The sequence below is a fragment of the Parasalinivibrio latis genome (assembly GCF_036825535.1).
Classification (GTDB): domain Bacteria; phylum Pseudomonadota; class Gammaproteobacteria; order Enterobacterales; family Vibrionaceae; genus Parasalinivibrio; species Parasalinivibrio latis.
Genome location: NZ_CP098812.1, coordinates 3032323 through 3053997, shown reverse-complemented (window position 1 = coordinate 3053997; position 21675 = coordinate 3032323). Strand labels below are relative to the sequence as shown.

The 21675-nt window shown below is 53.6% G+C and carries 8 protein-coding genes; 3 read left to right on the top strand and 5 right to left on the bottom strand.

Features of this window, described 5'->3' with window-relative positions:
• Positions 1–349: 349 nt before the first annotated feature.
• Genes NF212_RS14085 through NF212_RS14070 form a run of 4 tightly spaced genes read right to left on the bottom strand, consistent with a single transcriptional unit; the run spans position 350 to position 4066 of the window.
• Positions 350–1126 (bottom strand): ABC transporter permease, encoded by a 777-nt coding sequence (locus tag NF212_RS14085; RefSeq protein WP_434356666.1) that lies wholly within the window; start codon positions 1124–1126, stop codon positions 350–352.
• On the bottom strand, positions 1104–1847 hold the full coding sequence (locus tag NF212_RS14080) for an ABC transporter ATP-binding protein (RefSeq protein ID WP_434356664.1): 744 nt from the start codon (positions 1845–1847) through the stop codon (positions 1104–1106). The genes NF212_RS14085 and NF212_RS14080 overlap by 23 nt, the downstream gene beginning before the upstream one ends.
• A gap of 18 nt (positions 1848–1865) precedes the next feature.
• A complete protein-coding gene (locus NF212_RS14075; protein ID WP_434356662.1) occupies positions 1866–2831 on the bottom strand; it encodes a YVTN family beta-propeller repeat protein in 966 nt (321 codons plus the stop codon).
• A gap of 14 nt (positions 2832–2845) precedes the next feature.
• Entirely contained in the window at positions 2846–4066 is a 1221-nt protein-coding gene (locus tag NF212_RS14070; protein WP_434356660.1) for an ABC transporter substrate-binding protein, read from the bottom strand.
• Between the two features lie 216 nt (positions 4067–4282).
• Between NF212_RS14070 and pedF the strand changes: the two genes are divergently transcribed.
• Together pedF and NF212_RS14060 are read left to right on the top strand one after the other, a co-directional pair.
• Positions 4283–4735, top strand: coding sequence for a cytochrome c-550 PedF (gene pedF, locus NF212_RS14065; protein WP_434356658.1), 453 nt, complete (start codon positions 4283–4285; stop codon positions 4733–4735).
• A 22-nt stretch (positions 4736–4757) separates the two neighbouring features.
• Positions 4758–5681, top strand: coding sequence for a substrate-binding periplasmic protein (locus tag NF212_RS14060; protein WP_434356656.1), 924 nt, complete (start codon positions 4758–4760; stop codon positions 5679–5681).
• 99 nt (positions 5682–5780) lie between these two features.
• On the opposite strand, the gene NF212_RS14055 is transcribed toward NF212_RS14060, so the two are convergent.
• Complete coding sequence (locus NF212_RS14055; protein ID WP_434356654.1) at positions 5781–19346, bottom strand: immunoglobulin-like domain-containing protein; 13566 nt, start codon at positions 19344–19346, stop codon at positions 5781–5783.
• A gap of 589 nt (positions 19347–19935) precedes the next feature.
• Here NF212_RS14055 and NF212_RS14050 point away from each other — a divergent pair.
• Positions 19936–21669, top strand: a complete 1734-nt coding sequence (locus NF212_RS14050) for a PQQ-dependent methanol/ethanol family dehydrogenase (protein WP_434360890.1) — start codon at positions 19936–19938, stop codon at positions 21667–21669.
• The last annotated feature ends 6 nt before the right edge of the window (positions 21670–21675 follow it).

The following is a 21675-nucleotide window of genomic DNA, read 5'->3' as shown; positions in this document are numbered from 1 at the left end:
GCTTCTACGCCCCGTACAATTCAGTAAAGTTATTTGGACAAATATTTCGCTTTTGAGCGTTATGTTTTGATATTTTTATCCCATGATTAAATCAATGCTAAACACTAAGAATATAGTCGTCAATAAAACGTACAAATGATATTGCAGTGCTCCGGCATGCAACAAAATGTCCGAAAAACAAGATGGATTTCGTAAAAGTTCAAATAAAACAACTGAGTAGGAAAATACCGTGAAGTGATCTTGGTTCAATAATTTCAAATTGCTAATTTACTGAAATGAAATGCATTACATTTTTTAATGTATTGAATTTAATGAGAATATTTGGGTTTCGGTGGTGAGATTGTATAACTTATTTCCAGTGCTTCTCAGGTTTAAGACAAATAAGGGAAATTATTGAGAAAATAATTGTGGCTGATATGACTACAGTGACTGCTAATATATTAATTTTCAAGTATAAAGCATAGCGAATTAACTCCACTCCAAAAGTGAAAGGGTTATATTTACATATTTCGAATAACCATTCACTTGCTTCCTGCATTTTCCATAGAGGGTAAAGTGCAGAAGACATAAAAAACATAGGGAATATTACAAAGTTCATCACCCCGGCAAAGTTTTCTAATTGCCTGATATTAGAGGCGATTACAATTCCCATAGCATTCAACATCGTTGCAGTGACGAAAAGCGCAGGAATTCCGCTTAAATAGCCTAGCCAGTCAAGTTGAAGTCCATAAAACCACGCAATAATGAGAAATGCCGCGACTTGAAGAATCGAGACCAATGCTGTAGCAACGATCTTGCTGATTAAGAGAAAAGGGCGGGGAAGTGGGCTGGTCAACAGCAGTTTCATACTTCCCATTTCGCGATCGTAGACGATAGACAGTGAGCTTTGCATACCATTGAACAGCAGTATCATTGCGCAAAGGCCGGGTAGTATGTACTCCTCGTAATTGATGTAGGTAGCGTAGGGCTCGATGATGGAAATACCGAGAGCAGCCCTGAACCCGGCTGCAAAAACGACGAGCCAAAGAAGCGGCCGCACGAGGCTGCTGAGAAAGCGGGACCGTTGAGACAGAAAACGTAAAAACTCTCGCTGGCAAATTCCCTTAAACGCGAACCAATACATCATTTTCCCCTGCGGCAGTCAGGTGGCTGAATATGTCACTAAGCTGAGCCCCGTTATATTTTTGGCTCAGTATTTGAGCTTTTCCTGCATCACGAAGCTTTCCCTGGTGCAAGATGAGCACATTGTCATCACTGGATACCTCTTCAATAATATGCGTTGCCCACAATACGCAAAGTGGCCTTTGCCTGCATATTTCCCGCACTGCTTCACTGAGACGCGCTCGTGTAGCAGGGTCGAGCCCGGCACTCGGTTCGTCCAGTAACAAAAAAGAAGGGGAGTGCATCAGTGCCCTGACAATCTCAACACGGCGCCGGTGTCCGCCATTCAGCGTCCGGACTTTGTCTTTTAGCCGGTCCTGAAGGGCGAAATGCTCAAGAAGTGGAACGGCTCGGGAGAGACATTCCTTACCGCTTATGCCATGCAGAGCCGCGTAGTAGCAAAGGTTCTGTTCAATAGACAGATCCAGGTCCAAGGTAGATTGCTGAAAGACAACACCCAACTGTTTCAGGTAGGCGCGTTTTGCCCTGCTCAGAGGCTTATTGTTGATTAAAACATCACCATCCTGGAGTGCATAAAGTTGGGTTAAAAGGGCGAATAGCGTGCTTTTCCCCGCGCCATTTGGCCCAAGCAAAATGTTGAGCCCGGGCTCAAGGGTGAACGAAAGCTGATCCAGCGCCAGCCTGTTACCATATCGAAATGTCAGGTTTTGAACCTCAATGTACATCGGCACTCCAGTGTGGGTTTACTGGTTCAGGATGACTGCTCCCCAAGGGTAACGTCCGACTTTGATGGTTTTAATAACCTTAAGTTTGTCTACATCCACGACGGAAACATCGCTGCTGACTCCATTAGTTGTCAGCAACTGACTCTGATCCTCGTTAAGGGCAAGGTGCCATACGCGACGGCCTACCAGCAGGTAATCAAGCACCTCATATGTCTTCTGGTCCACCACTGCGATATGGTTTGCCGGGCCAAGAGCAACAAAAGCGTATTTGCCATCATCTGTCAGTTTTACCCCTACAGGTTGGACCCGGTCTTTGTGGATGCCTTTGAGGGCGAAATTGATGGTGGCTAATTCTTCCTGGTTGGACGTATCCAATACCTTCACTGTCCCGCCAATTTCAGAGCTCACCCAGAGACGATCCCCTGATTTGTTAAACTCTGCGTGCCTTGGCCGGGCGTCAACCAGAGTGTTGTGGAAAATTTCATTGGATTCAGTATCAACCCAGTGTGCCATGTTTGATGTTTCTGAGGTCACAATGGCAATTTTGCCATCCGGGCTGACTGCTACGCCCTCTGGCTCAACGCCAACATCAATCTGGGCAATAACAGAGGCGTTGGGAATGTCGATTACCGTCAGCAAGGCATCATCTTCATTGGCGGCATAAAGAATCTTACCGTTAGGGTGCAGCGCGAACTGCTCTGGATCTTCGCCGGAAGGAAGCTCGCCAGTAATCTTGCCGGTAGCAAGATCGAGGATTTGTACCGTGTCATCATCGCTGGCGCAGATGTACAGTGATTTACCGTCTTTACTCAGCAAAATACCCCTGGGCCGATCTCCGACATCAATGGTGTTGATGACTTCCAGGTTGTCCATGCTGATAACACTGATGGTGTCATCTTTTTCATTGGATATATAGGCGACTTCTTCAGCCATTGAGGTGGTGGAAAGCAACGATGCTGCTATCACAATGGGTAAAAATCTCATTGTTATCACTCCCTTCAGATCTTGAGTTTGCACTGACTGTCCTGTCTGTCGGCACCCAGTGTGTCGAGTTCATTGGTTGGATGGATAAAACCCTCAAACGGAGCAGTTGCCACCAGTGCATCGGCTGAATGAATGGGCATGGGCTGGCGGAGCTGGCCATTCCATGGGCGAAGGCTCAGCTTTCGGCCTTTGTAGGCAGCAAGCTCAAAGTCCGGTGAAATTAGGTGGTTATAAAGGGCATTGGGTTCGTTGCTGTTTAGTTTTGTCATTACTTCTGCAAACATCCGAAGCCCAACCCAGGCCGCATAGTCCTTGCTGTTCATGTAACGTTCAAACCGTTCCCTAAAACGGTTTTGAAGCTGAATGGCTGCCCACTGTTCTATGGGGACAGCCCAGCCGGTACTGCGAAGCCCCTGAGTACCAATGGCTGGCCGTGGCAGCCAGGTGTTATAAGGAACATACGGGCCAAATTCCTGGGATTCGTCTGCAATCCAGACCACATCGTAGTCTCCGGCTTGGGTAAACAAGGGAAGCTCGGCGCCTGCAGTGCGGCGGAGATCTGTATCAAAGGTCCATGATTTTTCTTCCAAAAGTTTGAGACCGAATTTTTTCATGCTGAGTTTTGCCTGGGAGGCATACTCCCTGTCAGCATCGTGACGCCCGGTGAGGAGCAGTGTTTTTCCCAATCTGCGGTAAAGCATCCATTGCGCCAGGGCATCGGTCTGCATGGAGCGGCTGGGATAGGTGTGAAGGGTCTTGTCCACGCATATGGTGCGGCGTAACCGGTCATCCGGGTTGCCGTAGTTAACGATAATGGCCTCATTCCCAAGTGTTTGCCTGATTTGCTGCAATGTTGATGTGTCAGCGTTGGTCAGAATTATCCGGATCCCTTGTTCATGCAGTTCCTTTGCACCCTCAACCAAGCGATCCGAGGAATAATCAGATAATGTTTCGAGTTCGTATTTGTGGCCAAGGAATTTCCCGGAACCATTGCTGTCACGCAGTGCCAACTCCGCACCTGCCTCACCTTCGTTTTCTGGGGGGAGAAGATAATGGGGGAGTGAGGTCACAGGCTCCTTCAGTTGGTGAAGCAGCCCAAATTTTAGTACCAGTGGTGTTTTTTTCGCTGCGGTTGCAAATGACGGAATTGAAAGGGCAAGGAGAAGTAAAGCCAATGCTCGAACTGCCCCGCCTACCTTCCTCATCAAAAATTTCCAGACTCCCTTCCTTGCCATTGTGACCTCCCCTAGACAGATAACTGCTTGTTTCTTTTTTAACAGGGAATGAAATTTGTCGAAATGTCATATCGTCGAATTCATCCTAAAGAATGAGTCATTCACCCGCTTATGTAGCATTTTGTCTCATCACGGTTCTCCCTAGACTCAAAATACACACATAAGAGTTTTGCAGGTTGGCAATACTGGGCTTGATTATTGAGTGAGAGATATCTGATGAAAGGGATAGCGACCGGAAAGATTAAGTATCTGGCATTGGGTTTGGCAGGAAGCGCTGTGGTAGCGAGCCATGTCTGGGCTCACGGCGACGTAACGCCACAGTCAATTGATACATCTGGTATCCCCCAGTTGGGAGAAGAGTGGGCTGAAACCAACCCATACCGCGAACTGGCAGGGGATACACGTGATGAAATCGTACGCATCGGGGCATCAGCCTACAACCAGAATTGTGCGCGTTGCCACGGGCTTGAAGGTATTTCTGGCGGTATTGCACCGGATTTACGTGTACTGCCAGCCGATTATGATGGTGATGAGTGGTATGTATACCGGGTGCAGAATGGCGCTGTCCGTAATGGCGCAGTCTATATGCCGAAAATGTCCGAGCACCTGAGCCAGGAAGCACTTTGGGCTATCCGTACGTGGCTGGAGTCTGTGGCTCCTGAGAGTTAATTCACCCGTTGGTGGAGGTGATATGGCAGTACGCTTGAAGGCGCTGAATAACCGGCTTATCCGAACAGGATTGGCCGGTTTGTTAATTGTCCTAACCGGAACTATTCCTTTTTCTGCGGCCGGACGCTCCTTTGATGACATCATAGAAAGCGGAGAGATTACCGTTGCCGTCTATGCTGATTTTCCTCCTTACTCATTTGTAGATGGGGAAAACAAACCCGATGGTATCGATATCGGCATCGCGAAGTTTCTTGCCGAAGGTTTGGGGGTTCAACTCAAATTGCATTGGGTAACGCCGGATGAAAATGTTGAAGATGATATGCGTAACCACCTCTGGAAGGGGATGAACCTAACCAGTGAAGACGGTAAGCGGGTAAAGGCTGATGTCATGTTGCGTATCCCTTATGACAGAGAGTATTCCCAGTTGAGGGATGATGTTGGTCTGCTTGTGCATGAGCGCGTACACATGTTTGCGCCGTACCAAGTGGAGCGATGGCAAATTGCCTACAACCCGGTAAAACTGGAAGCTGTCCCCACCATGGCGGTGTTTCAGTACCACCCAATAGGCGTCGAGGTAGATACTGTCCCCCAGTTCTATCTCACTACTGCATTTGCCGGCAGGATGCGAGGCAATACCCACTCATTCCATGCCATTGCAGATGCCTATGATGCAATGCTAAAAGGGGAAGTTGATGCGGTGATGGGTATGCGCTCCCAAGTCCAGTGGCTCAACGCGAATGGCAATGGTAAGAGTGAGTTGGCCGAAAATGGGTTTCCCATGCTAGGTAAACAGCAATGGGAGATAGGCATGGCCGTTCAGGGTGATTACCGCCAACTGGCCTATGCCCTTGAAGATGCCCTGGTCGTGAAAATGCAAAATGGTGAGCTGCAGAAACTGATTGAATCTTATGGCGTGGTTTATCAGGTTCCGGGGGTTTATCAGTGATTATCTGATATGACGGTGTTTCCCAATGCGAGTGAGTGAGTAGAAGTAAAAAGCCGGAGATCAGTTCTCCGGCTCTGGTTTGTTCATATCCAGATTCTTTCAGAGGCTCTCATCGAAAAGATCTGGAAGCTCAATGGAGTTACCTCCAACGGATACGTTACCATCGTTTGAATCTACAATAAGGGCACCATCGAGCAGAAGGTTCTCTATAACTCCTTGATTACTATCGGTCATAAGGTCAGCATGATTAACATTCTGAAGAATGATCATCTGGCTTTGCCCTTCACTTCCTGTTCCGTCCCGGTCAATGAGCAATACTGTGCTGTCACCATCAAAGCCGGACGTTCCTGTAGGGCCTTGACCATTGTTGTTGGTGCGAATTTCTTCCAGAGTAGAAATGGTCAGATAATCAGAGAGGTCTCCATTTTCTTCATTCTGCAATAGGTCACTGAGATCGAGCCGGTCAGAGTTTCCATCGACCTGTGAGAAATCTGCTATGACATCGTATGCCATGTTTGTATTTGGATCATGCACCTGTTTACCTTGGACATCATCGCCCGCTTGCCAGGTAAAGGTATCATCACCGCCGCCACCTTTGAGCCAATCGCCAACGAAGTGTCCGTTGGCTTTACCCGCAGTAGAATGTACCTGGCCATTTTCACCGCCGATGAGAATGTCATCTCCGGCTCCACCGACTAATTGGTCGTTCCCCCATCCGCCAACGAGAATGGCGCCTTCTGATGAATCAAAATCCATATAGTTATCAGACGGAGGGGAAACCGGTATCCCACTGCTTTGGTGGAAGTCTCCTGTGACGTAATATAATTTGTCGGAGCTTAGCACTTCGATATGATCATCACCGCCATAGCCTCTTGCCACGTCCGCAGCTGATGGTGCGGGGATAACAAGTTCGACGGAGTCAGAATCGTTGTCACTGTCGGTTGCAGTGATAGTGAGTTCGATATCATCCTCAATTTTTTCCGGTTTTAGCGCGATGACTTTCCATTGGCCGTTTTCGACGGTGAAGGTAAAAATATCTTCATTGTTACTGCGCGCTGTCCATGAGTTGGTACTGCCGGGCTGCAAGTTAATCGTGTAATCGTCAGAATTGACAGCAAGAGAGTTCATGCCATCAGCACCCCAGTCGATATTTATATTCCCTTGAATATGAGGCATGTTTTCAATGTCAGTTGAGTCAACCAGATCAATTGATTTAATCGTAAATGAACTGTTTTGGTTTTTATTGCCATTATCCATAGGTGATATAACTACGTAGTCATAGTCTTGACTTGCGCTACTGAAGGTTAATTCGCCATCATTTCCCTTATTTTTTGCAATGATTGCCTGTTCAGAACTGACTTTAGTACCGTCTAAAGAATAGAATTCGACATTAACTTTGTTAGGCGTAGAACCATCGTTCACCTTACCGAAAAGTATTTTTAAATCATTGTTTGATTTTTCTTTAAAAAACAGTGTGATTTTTTCGGGTGATTGAGGATTGTCTTTCGAATGTTGAAAGTTAATTTCGTGCTTGTTATCTGTACCCGTCGATGTGATTCCGATACCGTGGCTACCGTGAAAACTAACGTTGCTCTGAAGCCCACTGTGACCAGTACCAACAACGTAAAATGGCGCATCTTCTAAAAGGTCGTCAAGGTTTTGAGAATCGTCCGTAAAGCTGACTGAATTTGAGTAATGGTAAACGTTTTCCCAGTCTCCATGGGTAATTTGGCCTATTTCGGGAACATCGTCTTTAACTGTCACTGTAGCCAGCCCGGAAGATGTCTGTACTATCACTTTAACCGGTTGGTTTTCAGAATCAGGCTCATTGATATGAGGGATTGCCCCCAAAAGGTTTGCAGTAATTTCCCCATTGTTTAGGGAGAGTGTTATGACGTTCTCTCCCTCGATGCTTCCAGTCCAAAGGTCACCAACTAACTGCCAAGTTATGCTTGCATTCGCAACTAGGCCGCTTGTCTCCGGCGTACTGCTTTGAATAAATGTGGTGTTTTCATCGGAGAACTGTGCTTTGGCCTGTTCTGCACTATCTGGTGATAAGTCCGCTTCATTGAGCTCAAGATTTAACTGCTCAGACGTAGAGTCAGATGAAGTAGAGGTTACTGAAACCGTTGCATCTTCTGATACTGCGCCATTGCTGTCTACAGCCGCATAGTCGAAGCTGTCATTTACTTGAATATCGACAAAGCGAAGCTCCCAGTTGCTGTCATATTCAGAATCTGTTGAGAATTCGACTTTGGAGATAATTCCGTTGCCAATGTTGATATCGAATTGTGGGCCATTCCCAACAGTGACCGTTTGGAACAACTCAGTATTTCCATAGTCACCATCCTTTTGATAACGGAACAAAATGGGGTCAGCCTGGCCTTCAAGGTAAACCTCAATAGTTGCAAAGGCTGATTTACCATCACTGCCCCCTTGGTCAAAGTGACCACCCAGCCCATCAAGTCCGATAGTCAGGCCGGTAACCGGCAGTGCTTCTTTACCATCTGGTGAATGGAATTCCAGAGAGAGGTTTTCTCCTGAGTTGATTCCGTTGTTATCGTCATCAGCAACGCCGACGCCAATATGATTCTGTTGGTTATCATATGCAGTCAGCGGTCCGGAGTTACTCGTTAATGTCGCCTTGTACCCGTCTCCCAAATCCATTTCACGTTTGTGAGAGGAAACTGCATTCCCCCACATATCGAGGGATTGGGTGTTTTCAGATGTATTTCCGAGCAGCAGATTGTCAGTGTTTAAATCTGATTTGTAGACAAGATCATCACTGTTGAATTCTCTCAGTGATTCGATGTCGGCTTGGGTAATTTCAACTTCGTTTTCGCCATCACGATAGTAGAGGGTGCCATGTTCGGGGAGTGAACGGATGACAACTGTTTCCCCATTTATGCCGTCAGGGCCGTCTTCAACATCTGCGATCATCTCGGCCAGCAAAATATCCGCCTGCCCACCGTCGAGATTCACTGTGGTGTCTAAAGCGGTCGGTGGTGTATTAACGCCAACTACATTAATGATGATATATGCTGAATCGGTTGCATCGTAATCATCGGTTATCGTGTAAGGAATCTTGATTTCCGCTATTTCACCTGGCCCCAGCTGGTCAGAATTATCCGCGTTGAATGTATAGGTTCCATCAGCGCTGATTATGAGCGTCCCTGTTACGTCCCCTTGATTGACCGGAACTTCAAGCGTACCGGTTTCTGGTACATCCAGGTTATCCACTGTTGTCAGAGTGAAATGATGGCCTTCCGGATCACTGTCATTCGCGAGAATGCTGTGTGAAGAATCTTCCTGAACAAGAGATTCTCCTTCTTTCACAAACAGAATATCGTCAGTGACAAGAGCGATGTCAGTGATGTAGTAATCAGACGAATCTCCGCTGCCATTGTCTCCGCCTGCATATGGCAAAGCTTCGAAAATTACAGTGGTGAATGGTTTGTCACTATCAATAAGGAATGACCCACTATTTTCCCCCGATAACTTGAACATTCCACTGTCGACGATGTTTCCTTCTGCATCCAACGTTGTCCAACGTCCTCTCTCACCACCACCTTCATGGTGAATGAGGTTGGAGACACTGAATACAGCTTGGCTGATTGGCTCTGCTGGGTTTAAAGAAACTTTGATGGCTTCAGATGTACCGGTCTCATGGTCATACTGGATCTGGTTAGGGACCTGACCTCTTGGCTCATCGTTAACACCAAGCTTGTTACCATCGAGGTGATCATCAATCGTCTCTCCCGGATCATTGTTGATATGAGAAATATATTCTTGGTGAGTGTATCCATCTGCATCGGGTAGTGGACGCGCATGGGCAGTGATGGTGATGCCTTTTGAGGCCAGATTACCCCAGTTATTATCGTTTAGGCTGTTAATAGCCGAACCATCGTTTTCTGCATTGACGGTGTTTATGTCGTTGTCGTTAATGACCGTGGTGACACTGTTGTTGGCACCGGCTTCGATGGCTTCAAAGCCGCCGCCGGTGATGTCGCCCAGGGTGACGGTGATGGTCTCGCCGTTGTCGGCGATGGCGTCATCCAGGGTGGTGATATCAAACTCAACCTTGTCCTGTCCGGCAGGGATAACCACGTCCACGACCTTGGTGTAGTCAGTGCCGTCGGTGGCGGTGCCGGAGTAGGTGAGCTTCACGGTCACCGGGGTCTCGGCCTTCTGGGTCAGGGAAACGGTGTACTTACCGGTGGTCTCCCCTTCGACGACGGAATCCGGGCCGCTGATGTTGACCCGTACCGTGTCTTCGGTGCCCGGCGTGCCATCGGTACCGGTCTGGTCGTTAATGACCGTGGTGACACTGTTGTTGGCACCGGCTTCGATGGCTTCAAAGCCGCCGCCGGTGATGTCGCCCAGGGTGACGGTGATGGTCTCGCCGTTGTCGGCGATGGCGTCATCCAGGGTGGTGATATCAAACTCAACCTTGTCCTGTCCGGCAGGGATAACCACGTCCACGACCTTGGTGTAGTCAGTGCCGTCGGTGGCGGTGCCGGAGTAGGTGAGCTTCACGGTCACCGGGGTCTCGGCCTTCTGGGTCAGGGAAACGGTGTACTTACCGGTGGTCTCCCCTTCGACGACGGAATCCGGGCCGCTGATGTTGACCCGTACCGTGTCTTCGGTGCCCGGCGTGCCATCGGTACCGGTCTGGTCGTTAATGACCGTGGTGACACTGTTGTTGGCACCGGCTTCGATGGCTTCAAAGCCGCCGCCGGTGATGTCGCCCAGGGTGACGGTGATGGTCTCGCCGTTGTCGGCGATGGCGTCATCCAGGGTGGTGATATCAAACTCAACCTTGTCCTGTCCGGCAGGGATAACCACGTCCACGACCTTGGTGTAGTCAGTGCCGTCGGTGGCGGTGCCGGAGTAGGTGAGCTTCACGGTCACCGGGGTCTCGGCCTTCTGGGTCAGGGAAACGGTGTACTTACCGGTGGTCTCCCCTTCGACGACGGAATCCGGGCCGCTGATGTTGACCCGTACCGTGTCTTCGGTGCCCGGCGTGCCATCGGTACCGGTCTGGTCGTTAATGACCGTGGTGACACTGTTGTTGGCACCGGCTTCGATGGCTTCAAAGCCGCCGCCGGTGATGTCGCCCAGGGTGACGGTGATGGTCTCGCCGTTGTCGGCGATGGCGTCATCCAGGGTGGTGATATCAAACTCAACCTTGTCCTGTCCGGCAGGGATAACCACGTCCACGACCTTGGTGTAGTCAGTGCCGTCGGTGGCGGTGCCGGAGTAGGTGAGCTTCACGGTCACCGGGGTCTCGGCCTTCTGGGTCAGGGAAACGGTGTACTTACCGGTGGTCTCCCCTTCGACGACGGAATCCGGGCCGCTGATGTTGACCCGTACCGTGTCTTCGGTGCCCGGCGTGCCATCGGTACCGGTCTGGTCGTTAATGACCGTGGTGACACTGTTGTTGGCACCGGCTTCGATGGCTTCAAAGCCGCCGCCGGTGATGTCGCCCAGGGTGACGGTGATGGTCTCGCCGTTGTCGGCGATGGCGTCATCCAGGGTGGTGATATCAAACTCAACCTTGTCCTGTCCGGCAGGGATAACCACGTCCACGACCTTGGTGTAGTCAGTGCCGTCGGTGGCGGTGCCGGAGTAGGTGAGCTTCACGGTCACCGGGGTCTCGGCCTTCTGGGTCAGGGAAACGGTGTACTTACCGGTGGTCTCCCCTTCGACGACGGAATCCGGGCCGCTGATGTTGACCCGTACCGTGTCTTCGGTGCCCGGCGTGCCATCGGTACCGGTCTGGTCGTTAATGACCGTGGTGACACTGTTGTTGGCACCGGCTTCGATGGCTTCAAAGCCGCCGCCGGTGATGTCGCCCAGGGTGACGGTGATGGTCTCGCCGTTGTCGGCGATGGCGTCATCCAGGGTGGTGATATCAAACTCAACCTTGTCCTGTCCGGCAGGGATAACCACGTCCACGACCTTGGTGTAGTCAGTGCCGTCGGTGGCGGTGCCGGAGTAGGTGAGCTTCACGGTCACCGGGGTCTCGGCCTTCTGGGTCAGGGAAACGGTGTACTTACCGGTGGTCTCCCCTTCGACGACGGAATCCGGGCCGCTGATGTTGACCCGTACCGTGTCTTCGGTGCCCGGCGTGCCATCGGTACCGGTCTGGTCGTTAATGACCGTGGTGACACTGTTGTTGGCACCGGCTTCGATGGCTTCAAAGCCGCCGCCGGTGATGTCGCCCAGGGTGACGGTGATGGTCTCGCCGTTGTCGGCGATGGCGTCATCCAGGGTGGTGATATCAAACTCAACCTTGTCCTGTCCGGCAGGGATAACCACGTCCACGACCTTGGTGTAGTCAGTGCCGTCGGTGGCGGTGCCGGAGTAGGTGAGCTTCACGGTCACCGGGGTCTCGGCCTTCTGGGTCAGGGAAACGGTGTACTTACCGGTGGTCTCCCCTTCGACGACGGAATCCGGGCCGCTGATGTTGACCCGTACCGTGTCTTCGGTGCCCGGCGTGCCATCGGTACCGGTCTGGTCGTTAATGACCGTGGTGACACTGTTGTTGGCACCGGCTTCGATGGCTTCAAAGCCGCCGCCGGTGATGTCGCCCAGGGTGACGGTGATGGTCTCGCCGTTGTCGGCGATGGCGTCATCCAGGGTGGTGATATCAAACTCAACCTTGTCCTGTCCGGCAGGGATAACCACGTCCACGACCTTGGTGTAGTCAGTGCCGTCGGTGGCGGTGCCGGAGTAGGTGAGCTTCACGGTCACCGGGGTCTCGGCCTTCTGGGTCAGGGAAACGGTGTACTTACCGGTGGTCTCCCCTTCGACGACGGAATCCGGGCCGCTGATGTTGACCCGTACCGTGTCTTCGGTGCCCGGCGTGCCATCGGTACCGGTCTGGTCGTTAATGACCGTGGTGACACTGTTGTTGGCACCGGCTTCGATGGCTTCAAAGCCGCCGCCGGTGATGTCGCCCAGGGTGACGGTGATGGTCTCGCCGTTGTCGGCGATGGCGTCATCCAGGGTGGTGATATCAAACTCAACCTTGTCCTGTCCGGCAGGGATAACCACGTCCACGACCTTGGTGTAGTCAGTGCCGTCGGTGGCGGTGCCGGAGTAGGTGAGCTTCACGGTCACCGGGGTCTCGGCCTTCTGGGTCAGGGAAACGGTGTACTTACCGGTGGTCTCCCCTTCGACGACGGAATCCGGGCCGCTGATGTTGACCCGTACCGTGTCTTCGGTGCCCGGCGTGCCATCGGTACCGGTCTGGTCGTTAATGACCGTGGTGACACTGTTGTTGGCACCGGCTTCGATGGCTTCAAAGCCGCCGCCGGTGATGTCGCCCAGGGTGACGGTGATGGTCTCGCCGTTGTCGGCGATGGCGTCATCCAGGGTGGTGATATCAAACTCAACCTTGTCCTGTCCGGCAGGGATAACCACGTCCACGACCTTGGTGTAGTCAGTGCCGTCGGTGGCGGTGCCGGAGTAGGTGAGCTTCACGGTCACCGGGGTCTCGGCCTTCTGGGTCAGGGAAACGGTGTACTTACCGGTGGTCTCCCCTTCGACGACGGAATCCGGGCCGCTGATGTTGACCCGTACCGTGTCTTCGGTGCCCGGCGTGCCATCGGTACCGGTCTGGTCGTTAATGACCGTGGTGACACTGTTGTTGGCACCGGCTTCGATGGCTTCAAAGCCGCCGCCGGTGATGTCGCCCAGGGTGACGGTGATGGTCTCGCCGTTGTCGGCGATGGCGTCATCCAGGGTGGTGATATCAAACTCAACCTTGTCCTGTCCGGCAGGGATAACCACGTCCACGACCTTGGTGTAGTCAGTGCCGTCGGTGGCGGTGCCGGAGTAGGTGAGCTTCACGGTCACCGGGGTCTCGGCCTTCTGGGTCAGGGAAACGGTGTACTTACCGGTGGTCTCCCCTTCGACGACGGAATCCGGGCCGCTGATGTTGACCCGTACCGTGTCTTCGGTGCCCGGCGTGCCATCGGTACCGGTCTGGTCGTTAATGACCGTGGTGACACTGTTGTTGGCACCGGCTTCGATGGCTTCAAAGCCGCCGCCGGTGATGTCGCCCAGGGTGACGGTGATGGTCTCGCCGTTGTCGGCGATGGCGTCATCCAGGGTGGTGATATCAAACTCAACCTTGTCCTGTCCGGCAGGGATAACCACGTCCACGACCTTGGTGTAGTCAGTGCCGTCGGTGGCGGTGCCGGAGTAGGTGAGCTTCACGGTCACCGGGGTCTCGGCCTTCTGGGTCAGGGAAACGGTGTACTTACCGGTGGTCTCCCCTTCGACGACGGAATCCGGGCCGCTGATGTTGACCCGTACCGTGTCTTCGGTGCCCGGCGTGCCATCGGTACCGGTCTGGTCGTTAATGACCGTGGTGACACTGTTGTTGGCACCGGCTTCGATGGCTTCAAAGCCGCCGCCGGTGATGTCGCCCAGGGTGACGGTGATGGTCTCGCCGTTGTCGGCGATGGCGTCATCCAGGGTGGTGATATCAAACTCAACCTTGTCCTGTCCGGCAGGGATAACCACGTCCACGACCTTGGTGTAGTCAGTGCCGTCGGTGGCGGTGCCGGAGTAGGTGAGCTTCACGGTCACCGGGGTCTCGGCCTTCTGGGTCAGGGAAACGGTGTACTTACCGGTGGTCTCCCCTTCGACGACGGAATCCGGGCCGCTGATGTTGACCCGTACCGTGTCTTCGGTGCCCGGCGTGCCATCGGTACCGGTCTGGTCGTTAATGACCGTGGTGACACTGTTGTTGGCACCGGCTTCGATGGCTTCAAAGCCGCCGCCGGTGATGTCGCCCAGGGTGACGGTGATGGTCTCGCCGTTGTCGGCGATGGCGTCATCCAGGGTGGTGATATCAAACTCAACCTTGTCCTGTCCGGCAGGGATAACCACGTCCACGACCTTGGTGTAGTCAGTGCCGTCGGTGGCGGTGCCGGAGTAGGTGAGCTTCACGGTCACCGGGGTCTCGGCCTTCTGGGTCAGGGAAACGGTGTACTTACCGGTGGTCTCCCCTTCGACGACGGAATCCGGGCCGCTGATGTTGACCCGTACCGTGTCTTCGGTGCCCGGCGTGCCATCGGTACCGGTCTGGTCGTTAATGACCGTGGTGACACTGTTGTTGGCACCGGCTTCGATGGCTTCAAAGCCGCCGCCGGTGATGTCGCCCAGGGTGACGGTGATGGTCTCGCCGTTGTCGGCGATGGCGTCATCCAGGGTGGTGATATCAAACTCAACCTTGTCCTGTCCGGCAGGGATAACCACGTCCACGACCTTGGTGTAGTCAGTGCCGTCGGTGGCGGTGCCGGAGTAGGTGAGCTTCACGGTCACCGGGGTCTCGGCCTTCTGGGTCAGGGAAACGGTGTACTTACCGGTGGTCTCCCCTTCGACGACGGAATCCGGGCCGCTGATGTTGACCCGTACCGTGTCTTCGGTGCCCGGCGTGCCATCGGTACCGGTCTGGTCGTTAATGACCGTGGTGACACTGTTGTTGGCACCGGCTTCGATGGCTTCAAAGCCGCCGCCGGTGATGTCGCCCAGGGTGACGGTGATGGTCTCGCCGTTGTCGGCGATGGCGTCATCCAGGGTGGTGATATCAAACTCAACCTTGTCCTGTCCGGCAGGGATAACCACGTCCACGACCTTGGTGTAGTCAGTGCCGTCGGTGGCGGTGCCGGAGTAGGTGAGCTTCACGGTCACCGGGGTCTCGGCCTTCTGGGTCAGGGAAACGGTGTACTTACCGGTGGTCTCCCCTTCGACGACGGAATCCGGGCCGCTGATGTTGACCCGTACCGTGTCTTCGGTGCCCGGCGTGCCATCGGTACCGGTCTGGTCGTTAATGACCGTGGTGACACTGTTGTTGGCACCGGCTTCGATGGCTTCAAAGCCGCCGCCGGTGATGTCGCCCAGGGTGACGGTGATGGTCTCGCCGTTGTCGGCGATGGCGTCATCCAGGGTGGTGATATCAAACTCAACCTTGTCCTGTCCGGCAGGGATAACCACGTCCACGACCTTGGTGTAGTCAGTGCCGTCGGTGGCGGTGCCGGAGTAGGTGAGCTTCACGGTCACCGGGGTCTCGGCCTTCTGGGTCAGGGAAACGGTGTACTTACCGGTGGTCTCCCCTTCGACGACGGAATCCGGGCCGCTGATGTTGACCCGTACCGTGTCTTCGGTGCCCGGCGTGCCATCGGTACCGGTCTGGTCGTTAATGACCGTGGTGACACTGTTGTTGGCACCGGCTTCGATGGCTTCAAAGCCGCCGCCGGTGATGTCGCCCAGGGTGACGGTGATGGTCTCGCCGTTGTCGGCGATGGCGTCATCCAGGGTGGTGATATCAAACTCAACCTTGTCCTGTCCGGCAGGGATAACCACGTCCACGACCTTGGTGTAGTCAGTGCCGTCGGTGGCGGTGCCGGAGTAGGTGAGCTTCACGGTCACCGGGGTCTCGGCCTTCTGGGTCAGGGAAACGGTGTACTTACCGGTGGTCTCCCCTTCGACGACGGAATCCGGGCCGCTGATGTTGACCCGTACCGTGTCTTCGGTGCCCGGCGTGCCATCGGTACCGGTCTGGTCGTTAATGACCGTGGTGACACTGTTGTTGGCACCGGCTTCGATGGCTTCAAAGCCGCCGCCGGTGATGTCGCCCAGGGTGACGGTGATGGTCTCGCCGTTGTCGGCGATGGCGTCATCCAGGGTGGTGATATCAAACTCAACCTTGTCCTGTCCGGCAGGGATAACCACGTCCACGACCTTGGTGTAGTCAGTGCCGTCGGTGGCGGTGCCGGAGTAGGTGAGCTTCACGGTCACCGGGGTCTCGGCCTTCTGGGTCAGGGAAACGGTGTACTTACCGGTGGTCTCCCCTTCGACGACGGAATCCGGGCCGCTGATGTTGACCCGTACCGTGTCTTCGGTGCCCGGCGTGCCATCGGTACCGGTCTGGTCGTTAATGACCGTGGTGACACTGTTGTTGGCACCGGCTTCGATGGCTTCAAAGCCGCCGCCGGTGATGTCGCCCAGGGTGACGGTGATGGTCTCGCCGTTGTCGGCGATGGCGTCATCCAGGGTGGTGATATCAAACTCAACCTTGTCCTGTCCGGCAGGGATAACCACGTCCACGACCTTGGTGTAGTCAGTGCCGTCGGTGGCGGTGCCGGAGTAGGTGAGCTTCACGGTCACCGGGGTCTCGGCCTTCTGGGTCAGGGAAACGGTGTACTTACCGGTGGTCTCCCCTTCGACGACGGAATCCGGGCCGCTGATGTTGACCCGTACCGTGTCTTCGGTGCCCGGCGTGCCATCGGTACCGGTCTGGTCGTTAATGACCGTGGTGACACTGTTGTTGGCACCGGCTTCGATGGCTTCAAAGCCGCCGCCGGTGATGTCGCCCAGGGTGACGGTGATGGTCTCGCCGTTGTCGGCGATGGCGTCATCCAGGGTGGTGATATCAAACTCAACCTTGTCCTGTCCGGCAGGGATAACCACGTCCACGACCTTGGTGTAGTCAGTGCCGTCGGTGGCGGTGCCGGAGTAGGTGAGCTTCACGGTCACCGGGGTCTCGGCCTTCTGGGTCAGGGAAACGGTGTACTTACCGGTGGTCTCCCCTTCGACGACGGAATCCGGGCCGCTGATGTTGACCCGTACCGTGTCTTCGGTGCCCGGCGTGCCATCGGTACCGGTCTGGTCGTTAATGACCGTGGTGACACTGTTGTTGGCACCGGCTTCGATGGCTTCAAAGCCGCCGCCGGTGATGTCGCCCAGGGTGACGGTGATGGTCTCGCCGTTGTCGGCGATGGCGTCATCCAGGGTGGTGATATCAAACTCAACCTTGTCCTGTCCGGCAGGGATAACCACGTCCACGACCTTGGTGTAGTCAGTGCCGTCGGTGGCGGTGCCGGAGTAGGTGAGCTTCACGGTCACCGGGGTCTCGGCCTTCTGGGTCAGGGAAACGGTGTACTTACCGGTGGTCTCCCCTTCGACGACGGAATCCGGGCCGCTGATGTTGACCCGTACCGTGTCTTCGGTGCCCGGCGTGCCATCGGTACCGGTCTGGTCGTTAATGACCGTGGTGACACTGTTGTTGGCACCGGCTTCGATGGCTTCAAAGCCGCCGCCGGTGATGTCGCCCAGGGTGACGGTGATGGTCTCGCCGTTGTCGGCGATGGCGTCATCCAGGGTGGTGATATCAAACTCAACCTTGTCCTGTCCGGCAGGGATAACCACGTCCACGACCTTGGTGTAGTCAGTGCCGTCGGTGGCGGTGCCGGAGTAGGTGAGCTTCACGGTCACCGGGGTCTCGGCCTTCTGGGTCAGGGAAACGGTGTACTTACCGGTGGTCTCCCCTTCGACGACGGAATCCGGGCCGCTGATGTTGACCCGTACCGTGTCTTCGGTGCCCGGCGTGCCATCGGTACCGGTCTGGTCGTTAATGACCGTGGTGACACTGTTGTTGGCACCGGCTTCGATGGCTTCAAAGCCGCCGCCGGTGATGTCGCCCAGGGTGACGGTGATGGTCTCGCCGTTGTCGGCGATGGCGTCATCCAGGGTGGTGATATCAAACTCAACCTTGTCCTGTCCGGCAGGGATAACCACGTCCACGACCTTGGTGTAGTCAGTGCCGTCGGTGGCGGTGCCGGAGTAGGTGAGCTTCACGGTCACCGGGGTCTCGGCCTTCTGGGTCAGGGAAACGGTGTACTTACCGGTGGTCTCCCCTTCGACGACGGAATCCGGGCCGCTGATGTTGACCCGTACCGTGTCTTCGGTGCCCGGCGTGGTGCCCTTGTCATCTTCAATGGTGCCGGTACCAGTCACAGCACCATCTTGCCCAACCGTTGAGGCCGACAATGTGAAGCTCTCGTTGTTCTCTGATACGGAATCATCAATTGTTTCTACAACAACATCAAAGCTGGTTTCACCCGGGGCGACAATGATGGCAAAACTGCCGTCTTCTGCAACTTGGACTTCCTCGCCGTTGACAGTCACGGTAGCGCTTTTGAAATCTGTACCTGCATTGGCACTTCCGCCGGCTAAGTTAAGTATTACTGTCGTTGAAGCTGTGGTGGCTTGGGAAAGTGTTACAGTGAAGATTGCATTGTCACCCTCACTAACATTAGGGCTCGAGATCGATTCTACAGCTATCGGCAGGCCTGTCCCTCCGTCACCACCAGGTGCTGGAGAGTCTTCAGCAGCGTTGCTGATAAAGAATGCGGCATCATCTTCACTCTCATCCCCTCTACCCAAAGCACGGGGTTCAACTCCCTCAGTCTCATACCCTGCTTCTGCAAGGGTTTCCGCTCCATCACGATTAACCGACGTAAAGCCAAACCCACCACCGGATGCGTTGTTACCACCGGCCGCTGTTGCCGGGAGTTCTTCAGTTGGGTCATCACCGCCGAGGATCAGATCCTGAATAGCGGCAATTTCATCGGACAGACCGGGGATCTCTTCATCCATGGGGACTGATGGTAGGTTATCCGGCAGGGTGACAAGGCTACCGTCCGCATATTCTAGGAGCAGCTCAGCTCCGTCTGCGATTTCAATTTCTGCACCTAAGGGAATCCTGACTCCATCGGAAATAGGTAAGGTGTTGTTCTGATGGCTAAAGGTGGCTTCTCCAACAGTCGACTTTACCAAGGCTTCTTGCTGAGTCTTCAATTTTTCCATGCGATTCCCTGCCAGATATAGAACAGATTGTTTCGTCATCCCCGGTATTGAGTCCGAGTTTAATATGAAACAAGTAGAAGTGATTAGAATTCCATATACTATGTGCGGGAAAACGGATCGTCAAATTAACAAATGGAAAAAGAAGACATAACAAGTAACAAAAAATGTGACAGCCGGTAACTTTCTGGTAATTCAGTTAATAGATCCCTTTTTCGGTTTCAGGCGCTGCTGCCTATCCATACTGGTGGCTAAAAACTCTGACAGATGAACGAGCCCAAATAATTGAACAATATTTGTTCATGTGGGGCCCGCCAGATCCGCCCGGACTCTTTCACTCCTTTGTGAAAGCTCTGTTTACTACTTCGGGATGAGCTTTTATTCCTGCCAAGGTATGAGGCTAAACCCTCCCAGATGTGAATTTCCTGATTTCCGTGGTGACTTAGACTCAGTCAATGAGTACCCCAGGGTGCGACAAGACGTGACGAGTTAGGGAGGAATCCGGTTTGGATAAATCTGCAGCCGGCTTTCTCAAAGGACTGAAACTGGAGAGGAACACCTAATGACAGCAGTAAACCGCAAGCTCGGTTTCATGGTGATGGCAGGTTTATTGACCCTGTCTTCTCAGGCCGTGGCCGGAGTGACAGATCAAGACATTCTGAATGACCAGGCAACCCAGGATGATGTAGTCAGCTATGGTCTTGGGCTACGAGCCCAACGCTACAGTGGGTTGGATAAGATAAATAAAGAGACTGTTAAAAATGTGGTGCCGGCTTGGGGTTTCTCCCTGGGTGGAGAGAAACAACGGGGCCAGGAATCCCAGCCCCTGATTAAAGACGGAGTTATGTATATAACGGGTTCTTATTCCCGTGTGTACGCCATTGATGCCCGTACCGGCGATGAACTATGGCAGTATGATGCCCGGCTGCCTGACGGCATCATGCCATGCTGTGACGTTATCAACCGTGGTGTCGCGCTTTACGATGACTTGGTAATTTTTGCCACTCTGGATGCCAAGCTCGTTGCACTGGATTCCAAAACCGGAAAGGTTCGTTGGAAAAAGAAAGTTGAGGACTATAAAGCCGGTTATTCCATTACTGCCGCGCCAATTATTGTAAAGGGTAATGTGATTACCGGTGTATCCGGGGGTGAGTTTGGTATTGTCGGTAAGGTACGTGCCTACGACGCTAAAACCGGGGCGATTGTCTGGGAGCGCCCAACGGTAGAAGGCCATATGGGTTACGTCTGGGTTGACGGCAAGAAAACAGAAGCCGGTATCTCCGGCGGTGAAGCCGGTAAAACCTGGCCGGCAGATCTGTGGAAGTCCGGCGGTGCTGCACCCTGGCTTGGTGGAACCTATGACTCCGACACAGATCTCCTGTTCTTTGGTACCGGTAACCCGGCTCCGTGGAACTCCCACATGCGTCCGGGTGACAACCTCTTTTCTTCCTCTCGCCTTGCTATTGATCCTGACAACGGAAAGATCGTCTGGCATTTCCAGACTACACCACATGACGGCTGGGATTACGATGGTGTAAACGAATTTGTTTCGTTTGATTACACCGAAGGCGGCAAGACGGTAAAAGCAGGGGCAACTGCCGACCGTAACGGTTTCTTCTATGTACTGGACAGAACCAATGGTGACTTTATCCGAGGCTTCCCGTTCGTAGATAAAATTAGCTGGGCAAGCGGTCTGGATGACAAGGGACGCCCGATTTTTGTAGACAGCAACCGTCCGGGGAACCCAACAGACTCAGCCGACGGCAAGCAGGGTAAAACTGTTGTCGCCGCGCCGTCTTTCCTTGGAGGGAAGAACTGGATGCCTATGGCATACAGCCAGGATACCGGACTGTTTTATGTCCCTTCCAATGAATGGCAGATGGATATCTGGAATGAGCCTACTGCATACAAGAAAGGGGCTGCTTACCTGGGTGCCGGCTTTACTATCAAGGCATTGAATGAGGACTACATCGGTGTACTGAGAGCGGTTGATCCGAAAAGTGGCAAGATTGTCTGGGAATACAAGAACTATGCGCCGTTATGGGGTGGTGTCCTGACCACGGCTGGCGGTCTGGTGTTTACCGGGAACCCTGAAGGTTACCTGCTCGGTTTTGACGATAAAACCGGTGAGTTGCTTTACAAATTCAATACCGGCTCCGGTATTGTGGGCAGCCCTGTAACCTGGGAGATGGACGGAGAGCAATATATCAGTGTCCTGTCCGGTTGGGGTGGTGCAGTCCCACTCTGGGGAGGAGATGTTGCCAAACGGGTTAAGAACTTTAACCAAGGTGGCATGGTATGGACATTTAAACTGCCTAAGAAATAACGCCAG

What these genes read in the sequence shown, in the direction of transcription:
- NF212_RS14080 (WP_434356664.1), bottom strand. Translation starts at nt 1,847, where the DNA reads ATGTACATTGAGGTTCAAAACCTGACATTTCGATATGGTAACAGGCTG.
- NF212_RS14075 (WP_434356662.1), bottom strand. Translation starts at nt 2,831, where the DNA reads ATGAGATTTTTACCCATTGTGATAGCAGCATCGTTGCTTTCCACCACC.
- NF212_RS14060 (WP_434356656.1), top strand. Translation starts at nt 4,758, where the DNA reads ATGGCAGTACGCTTGAAGGCGCTGAATAACCGGCTTATCCGAACAGGA.
- NF212_RS14070 (WP_434356660.1), bottom strand. Translation starts at nt 4,066, where the DNA reads ATGGCAAGGAAGGGAGTCTGGAAATTTTTGATGAGGAAGGTAGGCGGG.
- NF212_RS14050 (WP_434360890.1), top strand. Translation starts at nt 19,936, where the DNA reads ATGGTGATGGCAGGTTTATTGACCCTGTCTTCTCAGGCCGTGGCCGGA.
- pedF (WP_434356658.1), top strand. Translation starts at nt 4,283, where the DNA reads ATGAAAGGGATAGCGACCGGAAAGATTAAGTATCTGGCATTGGGTTTG.
- NF212_RS14055 (WP_434356654.1), bottom strand. Translation starts at nt 19,346, where the DNA reads ATGGAAAAATTGAAGACTCAGCAAGAAGCCTTGGTAAAGTCGACTGTT.
- NF212_RS14085 (WP_434356666.1), bottom strand. Translation starts at nt 1,126, where the DNA reads ATGATGTATTGGTTCGCGTTTAAGGGAATTTGCCAGCGAGAGTTTTTA.